Below are 21,858 nucleotides of genomic sequence, written 5' to 3'. Positions count from 1 at the left end.
TTCGAGACATTTGTTTCGGGCGGCTGTTTCTTTTTCTTTTTGACAAGTATGCATATGCATAGTCGATTGGAATGATTAGGTTACGAAGCAAGGGCACACCGTTGTCGGCATGCCGGGAATCCGGCCAATATCAACATGGAATAGGAACAGGTGATATACATGTGTAACAGCGCGTACCGCGTGCTTTTATATTATAAGTTCGTGAAGATTGAAGACCCTGAAGCATTTACGCAAGAGCATTTGCAATATTGTAAGGATCTAGGCGTAAAAGGTCGTATTCTCATTGCTGCTGAAGGCATCAACGGAACGGTGTCGGGAACACCGGAACAGACGGAGCAATACATGAAGGACATGCATGCGAATCCGTTGTTCAGCGATATGGTGTTTAAGATTGATGATGTCGAAGAGCATGCGTTCAAAAAAATATTTGTTCGTCACAAAGCAGAGCTGGTCACCTTCCGTGTGGACGAAGAGCTTGACCCCAATGTGGTTAGCGGCAAACGCCTCTCACCGAAGGAATTCCACGAGCATCTGCAGCGTGATGACGTCATCGTGATCGATGGACGTAATGACTATGAGTACGAAATTGGTCACTTCCGCGGAGCAATCCGGCCAGACGTGGAATCATTCCGTGAGTTTCCAGAGTGGATTCGAGAGAATCTGGGCGATATGAAGGACAAAAAGATCATTACCTACTGCACGGGTGGCATTCGTTGCGAGAAGCTGACTGGATTCATGATTAATGAAGGATTCCAGGATGTAGCTCAGCTTGAAGGCGGCATTGTAACGTATGGTAAAGATCCAGAAGTACAAGGTCGTTTGTTTGACGGTAAATGTTATGTATTTGATGAGCGTATTTCCGTACCAATCAATCGTACAGACGAAGATATTGTGATTGCTAGCTGCTATCACTGCGGAACAACGCATGACCGATATATTAATTGTCCAACCTGCAACCTACAGCATGTAAGCTGTGAGGATTGCGAAGAGACGCATAACCGCTTTTGCTCGGATGCTTGCCGGGAGGCAGCACCAGTACACGCATAAGCAGGGAGAGCAGGTGCTGCACGTGAAACGTGAAGATGAAATGACGACGCGTGAACGGATCTTGTTCATGCTGAAGCGACAAGGCACGTTGACCGCGAGGGAGATAACGGCTGAGCTAGGGCTGACAGGCATGGCTATTCGCCGTCACCTTACGTCACTGGAGCAAGAAGGGCTGATTGAGGTTCATGAAGCCCGTGCTACAGCAGGACGCCCGTCATCGGTGTATCATCTGACGGGGCTGGGAGATAACTTTTTCCCGAAGTCCTATCCTTCGCTTACACTGGAGTTGTTAGAGGAACTATCGGAATCTGCGGGAAGTGGCGTTGTAGATACGTTGTTTGAGAGCCGCCGGGATAAACTGTTGCGTAATGGTTTGCCTCAGATGGAGGGTCAGGATCTGGCTGGACGTGTAGAGGAACTGGCGCGTATTCAGAATAACAACGGATATATGGCAGATGCTTCGCAAGAGGATGACGGTACTTATGTCATCACGGAGCTGAACTGTCCAATTGTACAGGTGGCAAGTGTCTATAAACAGGCTTGTCGCTGTGAATTAGAGTTATTCCGTTCGTTGCTGAAGGCTGATGTGGAGCGCACAGAATGTTATGCCGATGGTGGCAAGAAATGCACATATCAGATTCGTGAAGCATCAGGGAATTAATGATGCTGGGTTAACATGAATAGGTTAACATATACGATTGTTTCGATCTGTCGAAACAGTCTTTTTTTGTTTAGATATTACGTAAAAACGTTACTAAATAACTTGTATGCGTGTTATACTGGAACAAGCATCCGGTGCTTTTCTACATCTATATATTTGTTGGAAACTCAACTTATATATTCTGTTAATTTTGCACATAGGAGTGAACAATGATGAATGAACTGCTTGATCCCAAGAATGATTACGTGTTCAAACGAATCTTTGGAAGTGAGGATAATAAGGATGTACTTCTGGCCTTCCTTAATCAGACGTTCAAGAATGCAGGGGAGTCCCTGCTAACAGAAATTGTTTTACTTAATCCATATACGGACAAGAACACACCGAGAGAAAAACAGTCCATACTGGATATTCACGCAAAAACAGATATGGGCAAACTAATTAATGTGGAAATGCAGTTGTTTAACCAGTATGATTTAGAGAAAAGAACTTTGTTTTATTGGGGAAAACAATTCTCTGGACAATTACTTGAGGGTCAGCGTTATAGTCAGCTCAAAAAATGTGTGACAATCAATATTATAAATTTTAGCATGCTCCCAAATGATCAGTATCACAACGTATTTCATTTGAGAGAAGACACTACTCATATACCGTTGACAGATGATTTAGAAATTCACTTTATGGAGATCCCTAAGTTAAACGATACCAACATCAAGATGGAAGACGGATTAGTGCGCTGGCTATTATTTCTTAAAGGAATAACAAAATCTAGCTGGGAGGCGTTAATGATGCATGAATTGGAACCTGCATTGAAGAAGGCTATGAGTGTGTTGGAGTTCCTAAGTCAGGATGAACAGGCGCGTCAACAATACGAGGCACGGCAAAAGTTTTTGCGCGATGAGGCATCAATGATTGAAGGTGCACGTGAAGAAGGGTTGAAGAAAGGCATTAAAGAAGGAGAAGCAGAGAGTAAACGCAAGATCGCACAAAATATGCTATCCATGGGTCTTGACCAAGATACCATTATGAAAGCCACAGGACTAACCTCTGCTGAACTGAGAGATATACAGGAAGAACAGAACTAAACACACTACTATATAGAGAAATCGAATTGCATGTCGGTGTCCTATGGTGCACAACCTCCAGCGACACTGAGAATATTATATGAAAAACTAGAAAGTGTCTGAAAACTAATAAATAATCTGAATAAAACGAGTAAGGTAACGAGGGGATAAAGTATATTCATCAACGAGCCTTTCTCCCTACACCGTCGGTGTTAACGAATCTGAGAGACCTTATTCGGCCATATAATGACTAATGGAAATGGTAACGAATCTGAGAAGCGTTAAATGACGAAATACAGCGTAATGGATCTAATCCTAGCCCTAAAAAGTCGTATTAGCGTGTCAACGATTCGTTAGAATTTCCTGAATGCAATTTTACCGCGAATAAGGCCGACTGAGTTCGTTAGAGATGGAGCATGATCGAAAGCCGTGATTCTCACATCTGACGCTAACTTAAGTGCATTGTCTACCTTTTATCGTTCGTCGCCTTCTCAACCCTAGTGCATCACTTTCCCTTGATGTACTCCAGCATGCCTGCGGTAAACGTCCTTGCTTGAACCAGAAATTCATCAAACCTGCTTTTTTAAGAACCTTTCTAGTCACGTCCTAGACAGCCCATGTAACTTATGGGTTGTCTTTTTGGTTTGTGTAATGTTTTCTATCACCGATAATCAATTAATCCAAATTGGAAGCGGTTCAACCATTGACGGGAAGGAGGACGCCCCTTAATATTAGGGAAACAATAAAAGACAAACATCGGTCATGGCATCAGTCACATGGAGGATCGTCTGCATTTGTCTGCTTTTGTCGATAAAAGCAACAATGCGTTGATGCGTTCGCTATGTCCCGCCCTATCGTGTCAACAGAGTGATGAGGGCAACAACATTTTATTCGATGGAGAGGGGTTCTCACATGAAAAAGAAATTTTGGTTGTCTCTAATGATGGTTGCATCGATGATCGTAGCAGCTGGTTGCGGTAATAATGGCGGTACAGCTACTGAATCTGAGGGCACTGGCGGCAGTGCAGGCGAAGGAAGCGCAGAGCAATCATATCGCATCGCTATCTCACAAATTGTAGAACATCCATCACTTGACGCTACACGCGAAGGATTCATTGCAGCGCTGAAGGATGCAGGGATCGAAGAGAACAAGAACCTCAGCATTGACTATAATAATGCGCAAGGCGATTCCACGAATAATCTATCCATTGCTCAGAAAATTTCAGGAGACTCCAAAAATGATCTCGTACTTGGGATCGCTACACCATCTGCATTAGCCTTGGCTCAGCAAGTGAAGGAGAAGCCATTACTCTTCGCAGCGGTAACCGATCCACTGGGGGCTAAACTGGTGAGTGACATGGACAAGCCGGGTGGTAACATAACGGGTGCATCCGACACCAACCCAAAAGCCATTGTGCAGCTGTCTGATTTTATTGCTAAACATCTAACGGATATCAAGACGGTAGGTCTTGTTATTAACGAAGGTGAACCGAATGCAGTGGTTATGGCGAAAAATGCGGAAGAGGCTCTTGCGAAGCATGGCATTACGCTCGTTAAAGCCCCTGTGACCAATACATCTGAAGTTAAACAAGCGACGGATTCCCTGGTGGGTAAAGTCGATGCCTTCTATATCACGCTCGACAACTCTGTTGTTAGTGCGGTAGATACGATTATTCAGACAGCTAACAAAAACAAAATTCCGTTCTTCTCAAGTGACCGGGATACTGTTGAAAAGGGTGCTTTTGCAACCGTTGGCTTCAAATATTATGATCACGGATATCAAGTGGGAGAAATGGCTGCGGATATTCTGAAGAACGGCACCAACCCAGGAGATATGAAAGTAACCGTTCCAGATAAGCTGGATCTGATTCTGAACCTGAAAGCAGCTGAAGCTCAAGGTATCACAGTTACCGATGAGATGAAGGCAGAAGTGAAGGATCAGGACAATAACATTATTGAATAATTGAACCGGGGCATAACCGGGTGAGTGGAACGAGGCGAACATGCAGGTCGGTTCGCCTCATTCTTTTCAATAAATAGGGAGGAAGCAACGTGAGTATAAGCTGGAGTTCAATTGAAGGAGCGATAGAGCTCGGTCTGTTATATGCATTAATGGCACTCGGCGTATATATTACGTTCCGAATCCTCGACTTCCCCGATCTCACCGTTGACGGGAGTTTTACGACAGGAGGAGCCATTGCGGCGGTGATGATCTCGAACGATTTCTCTCCTTGGCTCGCCTGTCTTGCAGCAATGGGTGGGGGCATGTTGGCTGGTATATGTACGGGATTGCTTCATACGAAGGGTAAGATTAATGGCTTGTTATCCGGTATCCTGATGATGATTGCCCTGTACTCCATCAACCTGCGTATTCTGGGCGGAGCACCGAATAAGTCCATTATGGGGATGGACAGTCCGTTCTCGGGAGAACATGTCATGGTCATCATTATCATCGTTGTACTGCTATTCAAGATCATGCTGGATCTGTTTATGAAAACAGATATCGGACTTGCGCTTCGTGCAACAGGGGATAACAAACGTATGATCCGAAGTTTTGGAGCCAATACCGATGTAACGACTATTGTTGGTGTCAGCCTGTCCAACGGATTGGTTGCTTTGTCTGGAGCATTTATTGCGCAGCAAGCTGGCTTTGCAGATATTACAATGGGAATTGGTATGATCGTTATCGGACTTGCCTCAGTTATTATCGGAGAAGCGATTCTAGGGGCACGAACTGTATTCTGGGCAACGCTGGCGGCCGTGGTTGGTTCGATTATTTATCGGATTGTTGTGGCAATCGCACTTGAAGTGCCTTGGTTCGATACGTCTGACATGAAATTGATTACTGCTGTTATTGTTATTATCGCTCTCGTATTCCCTTCCATGCGCCGCTCAATGAAACAAAAGAAGCTGGCACGCAGAAGAATGCAAGAGCTGATGCAATCGACAGGTCAAAGGGCGACGAAGGGAGGCATGTGATCATGCTGGACATTACACAAGTTACCAAGCTGTTCAATCCAGGCACAACGGATGAGAAGACGGCGCTGGTTGGTGTGAATCTAACGATGAACCCGGGAGATTTCGTCACCGTAATTGGCAGTAATGGAGCAGGGAAGTCCACGCTGATGAACATCATATCAGGTGTGATGAAACCGGATATGGGCGATGTGCTGATCCATGACCGTTCGATCAAGAACCTGCCAGAGCATAAGCGCAGCAGCTGGATCGGCAGGGTGTTCCAGGATCCGATGGCAGGTACCGCACCGCATATGTCCATTGAAGAAAATATGGCGATGGCCTATAAGCGTGGCAAGGGACGTGGACTTGGCTTTGGGGTTACCCGTGCAAGACGGGAAATTTTCAACGCTCAGCTAGAGAAGCTGGGTATTGGACTTGAGAAACGGCCGAATGCCAAGGTAGGTCTGTTGTCTGGCGGGGAGCGTCAAGCACTTAGTCTGCTCATGGCCACATTCACGCAGCCGCAGATTCTGCTGCTCGATGAGCACACGGCAGCGCTAGATCCTTCACGGGCGGAACTGATTACGGAGCTAACCGAGACGTTAGTTCGTGAGATGAGACTGACTACGCTTATGGTCACGCATAACATGGAGCAGGCGATTCGCCTGGGGAACCGTCTGATCATGATGGACAAAGGCCGAATTATTCTGGATGTTAGCGAAGAACGCAAGCGCACACTGACCGTCTCTGAGCTGCTTGGCGAGTTCGAACGCATTAGTGGTAAGAAAATGGCAGATGACCGCGTAGTCCTTGGCTAAAGCTACGACATATGTCTAAAAGCGAAGCAAGTTAACGGGTTACTCAAACCAAAACCTTTTGCGTTATCGCAAAGGGTTTTTTTGTGGTATGTTGAAAACCATAGAAAAGTGTAAAACCCAAGTGACTTGGGTTAGTAAGTTTACATAGGAGGATCTCAGCATGTCTTTGCAATTTGATGAAGGAACCTATACGGTGACAAGGCGGTCGGAATCGATCTGTCTGCTTGCAAAGGAATTTGCACTACTGTATTTTCTGTATCAAAACAAAGAGAGAGCATTTACTCGTAGTCAACTACTTGATCGGGTGTGGCCATTAGAATATCCGGTTGAGCGTACCGTGGATGATCATATCTACCGTTTGCGCAAAAAACTGAGTCATTGGGACGAAGTTCATCTGGATACAGTGCGTGGATATGGCTATCGACTTGCCATTCAAATGAATAAAGCATCATTACCCTCCAATCCTTCGACGCTAGATCAGGAAACGCGAGATGTGGTTCATGAGCTGTTCCGTAAATACCATCTATTTGGACAAGGGAAGTCGCTCTTAACGCTTGTTAATCAACAGGATGCTCTGGGCATACAGATCGATCCTTTCTATCAACAATATATACATTTTATTATGGGAGATTTGAAATGGTTGATTACAACGGAGGAAGTTCTGTTTGAGGAGCGTTTCTATTGGCTGTTGATTTTTGTTCATGTTCTGATTGAACCGGCGGAAACGTTAGCCCTATATGAAAGGGTATTGCGTTCATCTGCATTATCCACAGATCGGCTTCGAGAACTCCGCATTCTAAATATTATTGAAGTGTATGCAGAGGTAGGGCAATATCAACAAGCTAAGACACAGCTATTAGAGACGCATCGTGTTATTCAAACAGACAACCTGGTCAACTTCAAGCTACCTGTCGCACTGTCTGAATTGTATGTCGAGCTTTGGGGTGGTAGTGGTGAACGGGTGGAGGAGCAGATGGAAATTTTACGAGCAGGTTTGAAGGATGCTCCTTATTTGCGTGAAATTGGGCGGTTTCAGATCATGGAAGGATTTTGGCTGTTAAGGCAGGGACGTTTCCTTGAAGCGGAGCCTAGAATTGATGATGGACTGGATGTCCTAAAAATGACATTGAATGCACCGTTATATATCATTTCTGCACATCAAGTATTATTATTCATGGCACATCACCGTGTTCAGGGACGCCTGCTCACTAAATATCAACAAGTCTATGCTGAGATTGCCAAAGAATTCGGCGTGCCTGTGTACGGACAGCAAATTGTTGATGAAGTCCGCAGTTTTTTGTCCACATTTCCTCCCGCCTCTGATCTTCCTCTGATATAACTCTCGTATGATTACAGTCAAGAACTTACCGTGGATCGCGGCTGTAATCAAGGGAGGAATACTGCATAATGACGAGTACAAACAAAGAATCTAACGGATCGCCAAGTCCGTTCAATTCATCCAAAGGGTTATGGCGTAATTTTCAGTTTGTTCGCATGTTTATTGCATACGCGCTTGCTACTTTCGGAGATTGGTTCGATGCACTAGCAATTCAGGTCATGGTCGCTTATCGGTGGGGTGCTGATCCGTTAATCATCGCGTTGATTCCTGTATGCATGGCGGTTCCGGGTATATTGCTGGGTTCTGTCGCAGGTACGCTCGCAGATCGGTTTCACAAAGTTAGAATCATGTTACTCTGTGATGTAATTACTGTTGTGCTAACTATTGCTATTCTGTTCGCTCCTAGTGCGATATGGCTGCTGCCGCTTCTTACCCTGCGAGCCATGATGGGAGTATTCCATATTCCAGCCCAACAGGCACTAACCCGCCAGGTGGTATCAGAGGAGCATCTATTTCAGGCATCTTCTCTAAATGGCTTTGTTGCACAGTGTTCTAAAGTTGCAGGGCCGCTGCTGGGCGCTGTCATTTTGGCTGTATTTTCACCTCAACTCTGCATTGTCATTAACGCGTGTACCCGTCTCATATCAGGCTTAGTATTGTGGCCATTACGACAGCTAGAACAGCCGAAGCGACTGGAAGGTGATGGACAGCCTGAGCAGACTAGTACAGAAATCGAATCGGTGCTCACACAGTGGGTTAAAGGGTGGAACTTTATTAGAAGTAGGCGAATCCTACTGACCACGATTGTGTTTGGTTGTTTTGGCTTACTAGCCATTCTGATGATTGATTATCAGTTTACAACACTGTTTCGGGCAATCAAGCCTGGAAATGAATCGTTACTTGGTTGGTTGGCTTCATCCGTGGGAGCGGGTGCAGTTGTCGTAATTCTGTTGCTGAATCGTCTGCCACGAATCGGTTATGGTTGGGGTTTAGGAGGCGGTTTTATATTTATTGGAATCGGTATTGCTGCCTTAGGTTGGGTAACACCGTTAACCCCAGAGATCTGGGTCATCGTCTGGGGCGTGTGTATTGGACTAGGCAACGGGCTGTCTATGGTTACACTGAATTATCTGTTGCAAAAGGAAACCCCTCCTGCCTTCACAGGCCGAGTGTTCGGTATTCAAAATTCCTTATCCAGTGTGGTGCTGGTTGTTGCTCCCCTTGTAGGGGGGATTTTGATTCGGTCAGCCGGGGCGAGCCCGGCGTTCCAATACATCGGTATTGCCACATTTATGATTGGGGTCATAGGCATCGTACTGCAACGTGTCTTATGGTCAGAGGGGAAATCTCCCGTTGCTGCCTTACAAGAATAAGTTTGACCCGCTATCATTTGCGACCAACTTGATCACGATGGGATGCTTTAAATTAAAACAAGAACAGCCGCTAGCTGGTTTTCACCAGAAGCGGCTGTTCTTTGGCATGCATAGCGTAGCATGCATCAGAGTAGCAAGAAGAATTGCTTTGCTATGCTACACTTCCCACCAAGCAAAGTAAGCAGTTGAGGCTAGTAAGCCCGCAACGGAAAGGGAGCCACTAACAGTCAGGTTGATCGACTGACCTGGGGGAACAACATATTGCCCCCATACGCTCGATGCAAATGGCCCAGCCTGTAGAGGCATCGACATGATTGTAGTCGCTCCAGTGGGAGCGGAAGCAGAGGTACGTACTGTTGCAACGCTGGTATTCGTGCTGGATAGATTGCTGTTCACTGCGGCTATGGTGGTCGGTGAGGTTAGTGTGCCATTAGCGCTTAGCGTCATCGAACCACTAAAGGAAGACAGAAGATTGAGCCCTACCGTAATCCCGCCAGAGAGTCGTGATACATACAGGGTTCTACCGCTACCCACAGGATTGGTTAGTTGCACCGTTGCAATGACGCTACCTCCTAACAATCCAAGCGTGGTTGAGTTGGTTGAACCCGCGTTATATAGATTGCCTGTGTTGCCGGCATCCGTCTCAGGTGGAGCAACAATGCCGGGGGAAGTAAAGGTGTTTGTATTGGAGGTATAGACGGGCTGACTTAAAGGGTTGAATACATTATTATTCGGCACAGTATACACCACCTTTATAAGAAGTTGTTCCAAAAGTCCGCTTTTGATTACGAAGGATGCCCTAAGGCATCTCAGCATCGAAGTTGGGATTCAGCCGAAATAGGTAGATCCTTACGAAGGTTGTTTCCTTTGGAAACAATGTAGTTGCTCACGTCGTTTTGCCTACGCTCCGCTACTCCATTTCTATCTTCATCCCATCTTCTCGGTACTGAAAACCGTCCTTTTTGAACACGCATTATAAGTAGATTAGAATTCCCACCACGATAGATTGATCGCTGCGGTCTGATTCCCCGTACCCAGACTAATCGATAATGTTTGTCCCGGAGGAACAACGAGCGCACCATTAAAATCCAGCATATACATGCCAGCCGTTAACGGAATACTGATGAGACTTGTGAATGCACCGCCGAGTGTACCTGTATTTTGCCTTGTGGTGACTACACTGGCGTTGGCATTACCAAGTAAGGTGTTGACTGGAACGGGAGTGCTTCCTGCGGTCACTGTTCCCCCCGAATATATAACCAAGGTTGCCGCCGCTGTGGCGCCTCCAAGTATGCTTGATATCCGTATCGTTCTGCCACTGCCAGCCGCATTAATGATCTGTAGCAGAAGGTTTTGGTTGGAGGGAATGGAGGAGTTATTCGTAGTCAGTGCAAAAAAACTACCAGCCGCCGCGGCTCCGCTCTCTGCCGAAGCCTCAATACCAGGAGCGGAGAATGTATTCGTCAACTGTGTGAATAAAGGGCCGTTCGACTGATTGAACACATTATAGTTCGTTATCTCTTCCACCTCCCTTACGACCAATAGATCACCCTATAGCTATAGAGATTGCTCCAAAAATCAGAATCAACAAGCTCTAGAACAAGCCTTCTCTCGTATGCTTCATTGTACTTGCATTGTATGAGGGAAACGGATGAAGGGTTTGGGACAAAATGAGGAAAACTGGAAATAGCGGCAGATGCCGTGCCCGTATTTTAAATAAAGGCATACGATGCGGAAGCACATTTTTTAAGGGGAAATTGAGATGAGTCGAACAGCGAAGCGATGCAAGAAAAAAACGCATCCCTCAACTAAATATGCAAACCGCCGCCAACCTCGTCGTTCCTGCCGCGCTAAATTGCTGAAACCCCCTTGTTCCCGGATTACGCGTCCTCGGTTCAAGCAGGGTACTTCCTCACATACCAAACTCCCTGGTGCTACTCACTGTTTTACCGAGCATACGTATGTCGGAGCCATGACCCAAAATACGACCCAACCTCTGCCGGCACAGGATACCTCATCGCTCAGCATGTACACATATGGCATCGTGAACCGGGGTGAACATCCGGCACTTGTGCAGATTCAAGTCAGCCCCAATGCCGTGGATTATGCCGTGGACAGCCAGGAGGTGATCGCGGGAGGTCAGACGAAGGCTTTGGTGCCACAGCGATTTTTACACTATACCCGGCTGGTTATTCAATCGGTTCAGCCAGATCAACCAACAAGGCTCGATGTTTATTTTCAGGCACAACGTGTGCGGTAAAGGGGTATATCAAGACAGATATGACCAGGGAGGAGGACGAGGCGCATGCCTAACTTTACAACGTTTAATACCAATCCCGATAACTTGCGAACCTTGATCTTCGGTCAGGATAGCACGGGGACAGCTCAACCTGTCAGAACCGATACAAGCGGCAATGTGGTCGGTATTATTTTGGACGGGACAATCAGTAACATCTCAGGTTTGACTACCGTTACGATTAATGCAGGAACGATTACGAACATTCTCAACGGAACCATTACAAGTGTCCTTGGCGCAACGATTACAGCTGGTACCATCAATAGTGTGCTGGGAGCTACAGTGACGGCGGGAACACTGACCAATTTATTGAATGGTACAATTACCAGCGTGCTCGGAGCAACGATCACGGCAGGAACGCTATCGAACCTGTTGGATGGTACGATCACGAGTGTACTTGGGGCAACCATTACAGCGGGAACCATTACGAGTGTGCTCGGTGCGACCGTCACAGCAGGAACGCTGACCAACCTGTTGAACGGTACGATCACGAGTGTACTTGGCGCAACGATTACAGCCGGAACGATCACCAGTGTACTCGGCGCGACGGTAACGGCAGGAACGTTGACGAACCTGTTGAATGGTACGATCACGAATGTGCTCGGTGCCACGATTACAGCGGGAACGATTACGAGTGTACTCGGTGCGACGGTAACGGCAGGGACGTTGACGAACCTGTTGAATGGTACAATCACAAGTGTGCTTGGTGCTACGATTACAGCGGGGACGCTGAGCAATTTGCTGAACGGTACGATTACGAGTGTACTTGGAGCAACCATCACAGCGGGTACGATTAGCAGTGTGCTTGGCGCCACGATTACAGCGGGAACGCTGAGCAATTTGCTGAACGGTACAATTACAAGCGTGCTCGGAGCTACCATCACGGCAGGAACGTTAAACAACTTGCTGAATGGTACGATTACAAGTGTACTCGGAGCGACCATTACCGCAGGAACGTTAACAAACCTGCTGAACGGCACCATTACGAGCGTACTCGGAGCAACCGTGACTGCCGGAACGTTAACGAACTTACTGAACGGTACAATCACAAGTGTTCTGGGAGCCACCATCACGGCAGGAACGTTGACCAATCTACTGAATGGAACCATTACCAGTGTGCTTGGCGCAACCATCACAGCGGGAACACTAAGCAGCGTAACTTCTATATCACAGAAGAGCTTTCAGGAATCACAACTTATTGGTACACCGACCGCGAATGCTTTTACAGCCCTTCCGGCAGTGACCACCAGTGTATTCGGAACGTATTCCTTCTTCGTATATAACCGAGGTCCAGGAGTCAATCGGGTGGATGCTCGCGTTGAGATCAGTGCTAACGGAACGAACTGGTACACCGATGTAACAACCGTCACAGGCATATTATCTGGATCGGTGGATGTATTGGTGCCACAGCGCTTCCTCAAATATACACGCCTATCCTATCGTTCCAGTCTCATCGGATCACCCACAACAATTGATGTCATCTTCAATGGACAAGGCACATAACCCGATCGATCATCATATAGGTACATGGAGTCCGCTTTTGTGGGCTCCATGTATTTTTTTGGCATAGGAGGTGATGGTGCTGTGAAGCAAGGGTTAGTCGGAATCCACATGATTGTGCAAAATGAAGAACATTACCTGCCCCGTTGTCTGGGCAGCTTCCAATCACTTGCAAGTGAATGCTTTGTTACAGATACCGGCTCCATAGATCGCACGGTTGAGATTGCTAGACAACATCAGGCAACGGTGCTGCATGCGAAGTGGGATGAGGACTTTGCTTCTGCCCGTAATATCAGTCTGCCGCTGGCGAGTACGGACTGGATTCTGTGTGTGGATGCGGATGAATATGCCGTAGAAGGGATTGATGAGCTACTTGCGTTCCTTCCAACGGTTGAGCCTAGCATTACCAAATTGCGAGTCACCATAATCAATCGAATCGGCGAACAGGAGCAAGCGAACGTGTTGTTTCAGCCTGTCCGTCTCTTCCGAGCAGGTCGAGGATACCGGTACATTGGACGGATCCATGAACAGCTCGTTCGTGGCACCGTAGGAGATAGAGAAAGAGCGATAACTGCGGGTGCAAGTGTAGAAAGCGAGCTGTCTGCTGAAATAGCAAAAGGTGTATTCGTGGAGCAGGAACCTCTCGCTCCATTAGTGATCATGCATGACGGTTACTTGCCGTCTACTATGGAGACCGGACACAAACCACGTCGCAATCTCAAGCTGTTACAGAAGCAGCTTGCAGAACAACCAGAGCATCCTTTTCACCTCTATAATCTCGGTGTAACGTACTGCCAGCTAGGAGATGTGGAGAAGGCGACAGAAGCATTCGCGCAATCTCTTCAATCGACTCCGCTGGAAGCACCTTATCGTCCAACCTTGGTTCGAGACTATACGAAGGTGCTTGTCGTGCTGGAACGTTACGATGAAGCACATGGACTTCTGGCTGTAGAGAGACAGCGTTATTGGGGCTATGCGGATCTGCATCTATTGTTCGGGGAGACGTTGCAGCAGCAGGGTTTGGAAGAACGCGCTTATCAGGTTTATGCAGAAGCAGTTGAGCATCATACAGACAATGGAACATCAGAGAACATAACGAAGATTGAATTGCAGAGCACTAGCGATAAAGGACATGGGGTTCAATCCGAGCCAGCTTATGTTACAGAGCAGGGTTCGGCTACCTATAAACCCTATACAGCGATGGGGCGGTTAGCGCAGAAAAAAGGATTCCTGCAAGAAGCAGCTCAATTATATAAGCTTGCGTTAGTTAGTATGCCAACCTATACACCAGCGTGGAGAGGTTTGGCTGATGTGCTACAACAGTCGGGTGAGCCAGATGAACGGATTGCTGAACAATTGAAGACGGGATGGAAAGACCAATGGAAGGAACAACTGCAACGAGTTGTCGTTGAAGCTGATCGGGATATAACGGAGGTTATTCAAGCGCTTGCCTCCTGTGGAGCATACGAACATGCACTTCATCTTCTGCAAGAACAGGATCGCAACCATGGCGTACCGGAAGCTGACCTCGTGCACTGGATGTTGTGTGCGAACAGGGTGTCCGCAGTGCAAGAATGGGCGGAAAGGCAGTATAGGGATGGGGACGATCATCTTGTATTTAAAGCGTCTGAGCTGAAAATGGACTGGGCAGTAGCGTGCTGGGCTCATGGTGCAGCGTTACCATCCTCGTTTCTGGCTGTAACTGAACCAGAGGAAAGCTCTACATGGAGAGCATTGGATAGTCTGCTTTGCGATCAGAATGAGCGCATTATTCAGCAAGACGGAGATAGCCAAAAGGTAATTACATCGCAAGTTGCAGCAGGCGTACGAACATTAGCAAAAACAATCATAGAACGGGCTGTGCAGACAGGACAGTTATCCCTTGCGAAACGGTTGCATATGAAGGTCGCAGAGCTGTATGTAGAACCTCATGAACGTTTGTTGCACAAGCAATGGATCGCCGAGGTACTGTATCGCACCGGATATACGATGGCAGCAGCCGAGATGTTAATTCAGTGTATGGCAGAAGGTGAGCTACAGGCGCAGAGTCTATTCGTTCTCGGGGAAACGGTGTATACCAGAGGGCATTACGATCAAGCTCTAGCTCTGTTCCAACAAGCGCTGGAGCAAGAACCAGGATTACAGCGAGCCAGAGCAGGTGCGTCTCTCTGTTATTTGCAGTTGGCTACGGAGATCATGAAGCAGGAGATAACACGCTCTCCTTCTGTCGCTGAGCTGACAGCTCAACTGACGGTGCTGGAGCAAAAATTGCGGCTTGCTGAGGGGCTTCCTTGGCGTACGGTCTTCCATGCGAAGGAAAGGAGGAATCAAGTTGCCGAACAATCTCATTTCGCTATGCATGATCGTTAAGGATGAGGAACAGTGGCTGCCTCAATGCTTGGACAGTGTGCAAGCAGCAGTCGATGAAATCATCATTGTAGACACAGGTTCCTCAGATCGCAGTGTAGCGATTGCGGAGTCGTATGGAGCAATGGTTGTGCATTTGGCGTGGAGCGATGATTTTGCCGCGGCACGTAATGCTGGACTCGCGCGAGCTTCCGGCGATTGGATTCTCTTTCTGGATGCGGATGAAGCACTGGATCAGGCTGCTCAGGAGCAGATCAGGAGCTGGACGGCAGTCAGCGGATGTGACGGATTGTTTTTAAATATCCATAACTATACAGGTTCGGGTCAGCAAGGGGCTACCGTTAATCCGGTGTTGAGACTATTCAGAAATGCGCCGGAACATCGATTTGAAGGACGGATACATGAACAGATCGCGGCAGCTATCTGCCGGAGAAATCCAGAGGCTGCGTTTCACCTAACCGATATGATCATTCATCATTACGGCTATCAGACGGCTGTGGTGGAGCACAAAGACAAAGTCAATCGCAATTTACGTCTGTTAGAACAAGCGGTCAAGGAAGAGCCGGATCAGCCGTTTCATCATTATAATCTGGGTGTTGAATATTTGCGTCTAGGTGAAGCGGAGCGGGCACTAAAGACATTTGGTGTGGCTAAGGCGGGTATTGATCCAACGGTAACTAGCTATGCACATCTGCTATGCAAGTATGAGATTCGATGTCTGGAGCATCTGAATCGCTGGCAGGAGGCATTGGAGCATATTGATGCAGCGCTGGAGCTATTCCCGGATTATACGGACTTACACCATCATCGCGGGGTATGTGAAGATGCGCTTGGACATGTAGAGAAGGCAGAGTTCTGGCTACGTGAAACTATTCGGTTGGGAGCGCCGCCGCCGATGTACCATACCGAAGAAGGTCTTGGAACCTATCAGACGTGGTACACGCTGGGCAGATTGCTGGAGGGGAAGGCAGATCTGGAGGGTGCAGTAGATGCCTACGTAGAGGCTGTTCGTGCCCAATCGAGCCTGTTGCCCCCGCTATACCGAATATTCCGTATCATGCGGGTATCGGGACAAGAGCAGCAGATCCCCGAGCTGATTAGAGAACGCTTTGCACTGGAATCGGAAGAAGCGATATACAAAGTGCTGGGTGTGATGGAGCAAAGTCGCTGTTATGAGGCAGCAGTCGAGTGGATAGCGGAGCTTGCATCATCGGCAGATCCAGTTGAGAAGCGAGAACGACTATCCATGGCAGAGGCTCTGCTTCAGATTCAACTTGGGAAATGGAAGGCTGCCAGACTCAAACTGGAGCCAATTCAGCGTAAAAAGGGTCTGTACGCAGAGCAAGCAACCAGCTGGCTCGATCGATTACATTGGGCTCAAGGAAGATCCATAGAAGGTAAGGATGAACTATGCAATTGGCTCTATCGTCATTCCAAGCCGGATGGACTGGGGGGAGAAGGGCAGGAAGGCAAGGCTGAGGTGAGTAATCCACCTGTGACCAAAGGGAAATCAGCTAACGGCGGGTATGAGGGATGGCAGGCATTTGGGTTGCTGATGGAAGGATGTGTGCAATCAGGTCAATGGCAAGAGCTTCATGCACTCATTCAGATGGGTCGGCAACAGCTCGCGATTGAGGTCTCACCGGGGGGAGAGACGCGTCAGGAGCAAGCAGAGGAGCCTTTTGCCGGGGCAGCCAATACGGTAGCGGGTACGAGTTGGTTGGTTCGTGGGCTCGTAAGTGCAGCGGATGAACAGCTTCGTGAGTGGAGTGAAGGCATAAATGGACAACGGCAGCGGTGTTGGCCACTGGTACAACGACTTCGATTGGAACTGCCAGGGCCGGATGGTTTCGGGTCTTAAGTAGAGTAGAGGCGGATAAGGGCGGGGATAAACATGGGGATGGGAATCAGCTTGTGCATGATCGTTAAGGATGAAGCGCAGCATCTTGAGCGGTGTCTGAACGCAGTCCATAATGTGGTCGATGAGATCATCGTTGTGGACACAGGATCAACCGATGATACACCTGATATTGCCCGTCGCTATGGTGCAATCGTAATGCATGCCGCCTGGTCGGGGGATTTCGCTAGAGCGCGTAATCAATCCCTCGCCTTAGCGACAAATCCGTGGATTTTAGTGCTGGATGCAGATGAAGTATGGCTGCCAACCGAGTCAATGCGTGCTGAGCTGGAGCGTCTAGTATCAAGTGGTCAGGATGAGATATGGGGATATTGGATACAAGTGACAAGCCTGCTCGGTCACTCCGGTGAAGAACGAGTAACAGATGTGGTGTGTCGTCTATTTCGGAACGATCCTCGGATCGCCTTTAAAGGAACGATTCATGAAGAGGTCGCTTCTTCTATCTATGCCTTCGCACCACAGGGGATTGCAGCGTGTGAGCTAGAGATTCTACATGATGGATATCTAGATAGGGTCATTACGAGCAAAAATAAAATAGAGCGGAATATGCGGTTAATCCGCTCCGCTCTGAATCAAACCCCAGACCAACCTGAATTGTTGTATGCACTCGCTGCCGAGTGGTTTCAACAAGGAAATTATGAGGAAGCATTGCGGTTATTAGTTCCTCTACTGGCAGAACTAGAACTAGGGTGTGGCTACCACTCTGATCTGGTGCTCAAGACGGCGTATGCCTGGCGAGAATACGGACATCCCGAACGGGCGCTAGCTATTGTGCAAGCCTGGGCACCGGTGTATGAGGACTTTCCCGATCTATTGGAGCTTGGAGCTGTGCTCCAGCTGGATCTGGGACATGAAGAAGACGCGCTGGATTGGTTGCGACATGCCAAGTCCGTTGCTGGATCAGGCTCAAAGTACACGTCCGTTTCGGGAGCTGGATCATATCGCAGCTTGATCTTAGAAGGCATGGCGTATGAACAGCTAGGTCAGTGGCAGCAGGCAGAAGAAGCCTACACTGCCGCAATTGCGACCAAGTCAGACAGCATGGCCGCATGGCAGCGGCTACTGTGGTTAGCTGCGGTTACGGAGCGGCCAAACGCGGTGGCACGCGTTGTTGCAAGGCATCACCTGCCATTAGTGGCATGGCAGGTGATGCTCCAGACCGCGCTGGATGCACATCGGCCAGAATGGCTGTTGCGCCATGCGGGCTCGCTCGCCGGTGTGATGCAGGCACAGCCGCTGGCATCGGGGCTTGCACGAGCTCAGCTCGGCGAAGATGCCGTCGCCGAGGTGGCGTTGCGCCCTTGGGCGTCGCATGCGCAGCACGGGCCAGCAGCAACGCTGGCGCTGTGGGCGCTCGCCTGCAAGCGGCGCGGTGTGCCTGCCGCAACGCCAGGCGAGTCAGCAGGCGGTGCAGGCGATGCAGCAAGCGTAGTAGCAGGCGATGCAGGCGATGTAGGCGATGTAGCAAGCGTAGTAGCAGACGATGCAGGTGATGTAGGCGATGTAGGCGCAGTAGCATGCAAAGTAGGCGAGTCAGGCGAGTCAGCAGGTGATGTAGCAGGGAAAGTAGGTGATGTAGGCACTGTAGGCGCAGTAGCATGCAAAGTAGGCGAGTCAGGCGAGTCAGCAAGTGATGTAGCAGGGAAAGTAGGTGATGTAGGCACTGTAGGCGCAGTAGCAGGCGAGTCAGCAGGCGGTGCGCGTGCCGCTGGCCTCGCTCAACGTCATGCGGCTGCAGCGCCGTGGACTGCGGCAGCCGGCGCAGCGGAGGCGCTGCTGCGCGAGCCCGCGCCATGCGGCGACGGCGGCGACCAAGCGCCCGCCGCCGCAAGCCCGGCGCAAGCACCGCAGGCCGCCGTGCACGCCGCCGCCGATGCGCTTGCGCGCACGGGCGCCTGGCCGGCATGGCTGCGCCTGCTGGCGGCGTTGCCGCCCGGCGCTGCACCGGCGCTGCTCGCGGCGCTTGCGCCTGCGGCACGCTGCGGGGTGCTGCGCGCACCCGCGAGTGTCCGCGAAGGGCTGCTTCAGCTCTGCGGCGGCGAGCCTCCAGCCGCAGGGCAGCCCTTCGCGGACGAAGTGCCCGCCGCCATCCGCACAGCGGAGGCACTTGTGGCGGGCACGCTCGCGTTGCTCGCAGGGCGGCGGCCTGCCGCGCGTGCATGGGCCGAATTGGCCCAGCGCAGCTCGCTGCAAGCCACCGCCGCAGGCCGCCCGGCGACAACCATTACGCCGGGCGTGCGTGCATTGTTGCGCCTGACAGCCCCTGGCGCAACCACTGCTGACAGCTATGCAGCGCAATGCCAGCTGCTGTGGGTACACTTATAGAGGGTGTTCCCAAAGTCCGCTACTCATTTCGATCTTCACCCCATCTTCTGGATACTGAAAACCGATCTGTTTGAACACGCACTTATAGATCCCGGTGTTTAATCGGTTAACTTTTACGAATGACTGCCCGAAAACAACGAATGGGGGTGCCATACATGTCAGACCAGATGGCATCCTCGGGCTCTTCCACGCTCAGCTTCCCATCAATCGTTAATCCGGTCACAGCCATGATGGTCTCCAACAGGTCAGGGCGCATCTCGGGCACGTCAAACGTTGCGATTAACCTTCCATCTGGCTTCATGACTCGGGCGAACTCTCGAAACGCACGTAGCATCGTGCCTGTATCTAGATGCTCCAATACAGAGATACAGAAGACGCGGTCAAATGTGCTTGTTTCATAGGGTAACTGAGCGAGATTAGCCTGTGCACGGTGCAGTTTGGCTAGATAGAACTCAGGAAAGTCACGTGCGGCTTCTTCGCCAAAGTCTGAGATGATATCCAGTCGGATGGCTTCCTCCGATAATATGCGATCATCCCAATCGCAGGCATGAACCTCCTGGCATTGCTCTGCGAGCCAGAATTTGAAGGGGTGTGAGATGCCACAGGCAGCGTCTAGAACAACGTCACTCGGACGAGCGAATTGACGAGCCCATTCGTATTCATAAGGTCTGCTCCACCATGCCGGATGTAAGGGGAATATCAGTGTATCGGTCTTCGGGTCGTTACGTCGAACATATCTAGATTCCATTAATTCTGTCTGATCCGCTGCATCCATCATCATCGAACCCCTTCCTTCATATCTGCGTCAGCAAGAAATGTACGGAGTACCTCACTCCATTTGCGTTTCCATCGGGATAGGTCGTAGGCGAGTGCTGTTTCGCGTGCATAGATGCCAAGACGTTCCCGCTCGGCTCTGTCTTGGACAAGCCGGACGAGAGCAGCAGTTAGCGCTTCTTGGTTGGGTGGAACGAGCAATCCGTTGAATCCATCCTGAATTAGATCATTTAGTCCACCCACATTAGAGGCAACCACAGGTAACCCGCAGCTCATCGCTTCCAGACAGGCATAGGAGGTACCTTCCGAGAAAATCGTAGGAATGACCGCGATATCCGCGTGATGGTATGCCTCTCGGATATCCCTGAAATCATACGTACGGTGAAATATCCGATCAGCATGCGGGTGTGTGCGATGCCAGTAACGGAAGGAGCGGCCTACAGTACTGCCTTCCACCAGTTCTCCGGCGAACTCGATCTCCAGATCTGGAAAGGCTCCAAGCAACTGATCTGCCGCTAGCATCATCGGAATGATGCCACGTTCCAGGCTGACACGACGAGGATAGAGGATACGCACTGGGCGGGATATGGCATCGCGCTCGTTCAACTTACTAGTTACAGTAAACCCTGCAGACTGCTCTTCACTCTCTTTACTTTCTTCATCTTCTTCATTCTCTTCTTTCTGCACCTCATGCTTCTGTGTAAGCATGTTCTTAGGTACATCCCCATCTATATGCTGATCTCGCTCTAGACCAGGAGGTGGGACATCAGGCGTGCTGGAGATGAAGATACGATCTAAACGATCTTCATGCTGTTCCAGGTCTTCCTTCCACTGGGATAGCCACTGTGCCTCCTGCTCGTGCTGCATCTGACGCCTAGGAGGGGCAGGGGTGAAGTATGCGGTATCGACTGCATTCGGAATTAAGATGAGCTGTGTAGGATCACTGAACGTGCATGAAGCACGACAATAGGTCTGAAAATGGGAATCCACAGATACGATATTCAGCAGACCATCGACGGCCTGCTGAATATGCTCGGCAACCTGCTGCTTCGTTTCGAGCGGTAGGCCAGGACGATCCCAGTTAATACCGTGGCAGATACCGAGGCTGCCCGGTTTATAAGCAATCGGTTGCCAGATGCAGCTAGCATAAATGATAGGACCACGCGCAGCTTCGGCCATTCGAGCGAAGGCTTCAGGTACGTCGTTCATATCGTATGGGTAACCGAAGACGTCAATCTGTCCTGTACGTGTCTGAAAAGCTTCGAAATAGGATAGTTGATGCACTTCAGGAATGTGTCCCATCTCATGGATGACACTGCATAGATCCAAAATATATCGTTCCAATCCACCCCCGAATACCCGTGCGAACTCCCGGTTGTACCCGTCTGTGAAGCTGTGCGTTAGAATGCTGACTACCCCCAT

General features: G+C 49.4%; 17 protein-coding genes. 13 read left to right on the top strand and 4 right to left on the bottom strand.

The window, feature by feature from the left end; translation table 11 throughout:
* Nucleotides 1-159 precede the first annotated feature (159 nt).
* From V6W81_RS27615 to V6W81_RS27580, 8 genes are all read left to right on the top strand, one after another.
* Nucleotides 160-1,047 carry a rhodanese-related sulfurtransferase gene (locus tag V6W81_RS27615; RefSeq protein WP_128103979.1) on the top strand — a complete coding sequence of 296 codons (888 nt, stop codon included), beginning with the start codon at nt 160-162 and terminating at the stop codon, nt 1,045-1,047.
* A 22-nt stretch (nt 1,048-1,069) separates the two neighbouring features.
* A complete protein-coding gene (locus V6W81_RS27610) occupies nt 1,070-1,708 on the top strand; it encodes a helix-turn-helix transcriptional regulator (protein ID WP_338541008.1) in 639 nt (212 codons plus the stop codon).
* A gap of 212 nt (nt 1,709-1,920) precedes the next feature.
* Nucleotides 1,921-2,790: an Rpn family recombination-promoting nuclease/putative transposase gene (locus V6W81_RS27605; RefSeq protein WP_145045184.1), complete on the top strand. Its 870-nt coding sequence runs from the start codon at nt 1,921-1,923 to the stop codon at nt 2,788-2,790.
* An 891-nt stretch (nt 2,791-3,681) separates the two neighbouring features.
* Nucleotides 3,682-4,731, top strand: a complete 1,050-nt coding sequence (locus V6W81_RS27600; RefSeq protein WP_338541007.1) for an ABC transporter substrate-binding protein — start codon at nt 3,682-3,684, stop codon at nt 4,729-4,731.
* Nucleotides 4,732-4,820: 89 nt separating this feature from the next.
* On the top strand, nt 4,821-5,747 hold the full coding sequence (locus tag V6W81_RS27595) for an ABC transporter permease (RefSeq protein ID WP_338541006.1): 927 nt from the start codon (nt 4,821-4,823) through the stop codon (nt 5,745-5,747).
* A 2-nt stretch (nt 5,748-5,749) separates the two neighbouring features.
* Nucleotides 5,750-6,544, top strand: coding sequence for an ABC transporter ATP-binding protein (locus V6W81_RS27590; RefSeq protein ID WP_056701790.1), 795 nt, complete (start codon nt 5,750-5,752; stop codon nt 6,542-6,544).
* Nucleotides 6,545-6,704: 160 nt separating this feature from the next.
* The gene (locus V6W81_RS27585; RefSeq protein WP_338541005.1) at nt 6,705-7,883 is read left to right on the top strand and encodes a winged helix-turn-helix domain-containing protein; all 1,179 of its coding nucleotides are present in this window, start codon (nt 6,705-6,707) and stop codon (nt 7,881-7,883) included.
* 68 nt (nt 7,884-7,951) lie between these two features.
* The gene (locus V6W81_RS27580) at nt 7,952-9,256 is read left to right on the top strand and encodes an MFS transporter (RefSeq protein ID WP_338541004.1); all 1,305 of its coding nucleotides are present in this window, start codon (nt 7,952-7,954) and stop codon (nt 9,254-9,256) included.
* Between the two features lie 156 nt (nt 9,257-9,412).
* Here V6W81_RS27580 and V6W81_RS27575 read toward each other — a convergent pair whose 3' ends face one another.
* Entirely contained in the window at nt 9,413-9,994 is a 582-nt protein-coding gene (locus V6W81_RS27575) for a hypothetical protein (protein ID WP_338541003.1), read from the bottom strand.
* A 246-nt stretch (nt 9,995-10,240) separates the two neighbouring features.
* On the bottom strand, nt 10,241-10,798 hold the full coding sequence (locus tag V6W81_RS27570; RefSeq protein ID WP_338541002.1) for a hypothetical protein: 558 nt from the start codon (nt 10,796-10,798) through the stop codon (nt 10,241-10,243).
* 220 nt (nt 10,799-11,018) lie between these two features.
* On the opposite strand from V6W81_RS27570, the gene V6W81_RS27565 reads away from it, so the two are divergent.
* The 5 genes from V6W81_RS27565 to V6W81_RS27545 all read left to right on the top strand — a co-directional run bounded on the left by V6W81_RS27565 (nt 11,019) and on the right by V6W81_RS27545 (nt 19,662).
* Entirely contained in the window at nt 11,019-11,516 is a 498-nt protein-coding gene (locus tag V6W81_RS27565; RefSeq protein ID WP_338541001.1) for a DUF6385 domain-containing protein, read from the top strand.
* Nucleotides 11,517-11,561: 45 nt separating this feature from the next.
* On the top strand, nt 11,562-13,055 hold the full coding sequence (locus V6W81_RS27560) for a DUF6385 domain-containing protein (protein ID WP_338541000.1): 1,494 nt from the start codon (nt 11,562-11,564) through the stop codon (nt 13,053-13,055).
* A gap of 81 nt (nt 13,056-13,136) precedes the next feature.
* Entirely contained in the window at nt 13,137-15,422 is a 2,286-nt protein-coding gene (locus V6W81_RS27555) for a glycosyltransferase (RefSeq protein WP_338540999.1), read from the top strand.
* Nucleotides 15,385-17,280 (top strand): glycosyltransferase, encoded by a 1,896-nt coding sequence (locus tag V6W81_RS27550; protein WP_338540998.1) that lies wholly within the window; start codon nt 15,385-15,387, stop codon nt 17,278-17,280. The genes V6W81_RS27555 and V6W81_RS27550 overlap by 38 nt, the downstream gene beginning before the upstream one ends.
* Nucleotides 17,281-17,313: 33 nt before the next feature.
* Nucleotides 17,314-19,662: a glycosyltransferase gene (locus V6W81_RS27545; RefSeq protein ID WP_338540997.1), complete on the top strand. Its 2,349-nt coding sequence runs from the start codon at nt 17,314-17,316 to the stop codon at nt 19,660-19,662.
* Nucleotides 19,663-19,768: 106 nt separating this feature from the next.
* Here V6W81_RS27545 and V6W81_RS27540 read toward each other — a convergent pair whose 3' ends face one another.
* Nucleotides 19,769-20,443 carry a class I SAM-dependent methyltransferase gene (locus V6W81_RS27540; protein ID WP_338540996.1) on the bottom strand — a complete coding sequence of 225 codons (675 nt, stop codon included), beginning with the start codon at nt 20,441-20,443 and terminating at the stop codon, nt 19,769-19,771.
* Nucleotides 20,440-21,858 (bottom strand): glycosyltransferase family 4 protein, encoded by a 1,419-nt coding sequence (locus tag V6W81_RS27535; protein ID WP_338540995.1) that lies wholly within the window; start codon nt 21,856-21,858, stop codon nt 20,440-20,442. The genes V6W81_RS27540 and V6W81_RS27535 overlap by 4 nt, the downstream gene beginning before the upstream one ends.

The sequence above is a fragment of the Paenibacillus tundrae genome, from assembly GCF_036884255.1.
GTDB lineage: Bacteria > Bacillota > Bacilli > Paenibacillales > Paenibacillaceae > Paenibacillus.
The sequence above is the reverse complement of the archived record's forward strand: the minus strand, read 5'-3'. Positions and strand labels throughout refer to the sequence as shown.

Excerpts from the sequence above, each read along its gene's own strand:
- V6W81_RS27615 (WP_128103979.1), top strand. The coding sequence starts at position 160 with ATGTGTAACAGCGCGTACCGCGTGCTTTTATATTATAAGTTCGTGAAG.
- V6W81_RS27605 (WP_145045184.1), top strand. The coding sequence starts at position 1,921 with ATGAATGAACTGCTTGATCCCAAGAATGATTACGTGTTCAAACGAATC.
- V6W81_RS27600 (WP_338541007.1), top strand. The coding sequence starts at position 3,682 with ATGAAAAAGAAATTTTGGTTGTCTCTAATGATGGTTGCATCGATGATC.
- V6W81_RS27590 (WP_056701790.1), top strand. The coding sequence starts at position 5,750 with ATGCTGGACATTACACAAGTTACCAAGCTGTTCAATCCAGGCACAACG.
- V6W81_RS27585 (WP_338541005.1), top strand. The coding sequence starts at position 6,705 with ATGTCTTTGCAATTTGATGAAGGAACCTATACGGTGACAAGGCGGTCG.
- V6W81_RS27580 (WP_338541004.1), top strand. The coding sequence starts at position 7,952 with ATGACGAGTACAAACAAAGAATCTAACGGATCGCCAAGTCCGTTCAAT.
- V6W81_RS27565 (WP_338541001.1), top strand. The coding sequence starts at position 11,019 with ATGAGTCGAACAGCGAAGCGATGCAAGAAAAAAACGCATCCCTCAACT.
- V6W81_RS27560 (WP_338541000.1), top strand. The coding sequence starts at position 11,562 with ATGCCTAACTTTACAACGTTTAATACCAATCCCGATAACTTGCGAACC.
- V6W81_RS27545 (WP_338540997.1), top strand. The coding sequence starts at position 17,314 with ATGGGGATGGGAATCAGCTTGTGCATGATCGTTAAGGATGAAGCGCAG.
- V6W81_RS27540 (WP_338540996.1), bottom strand. The coding sequence starts at position 20,443 with ATGATGATGGATGCAGCGGATCAGACAGAATTAATGGAATCTAGATAT.
- V6W81_RS27535 (WP_338540995.1), bottom strand. The coding sequence starts at position 21,858 with ATGGGGGTAGTCAGCATTCTAACGCACAGCTTCACAGACGGGTACAAC.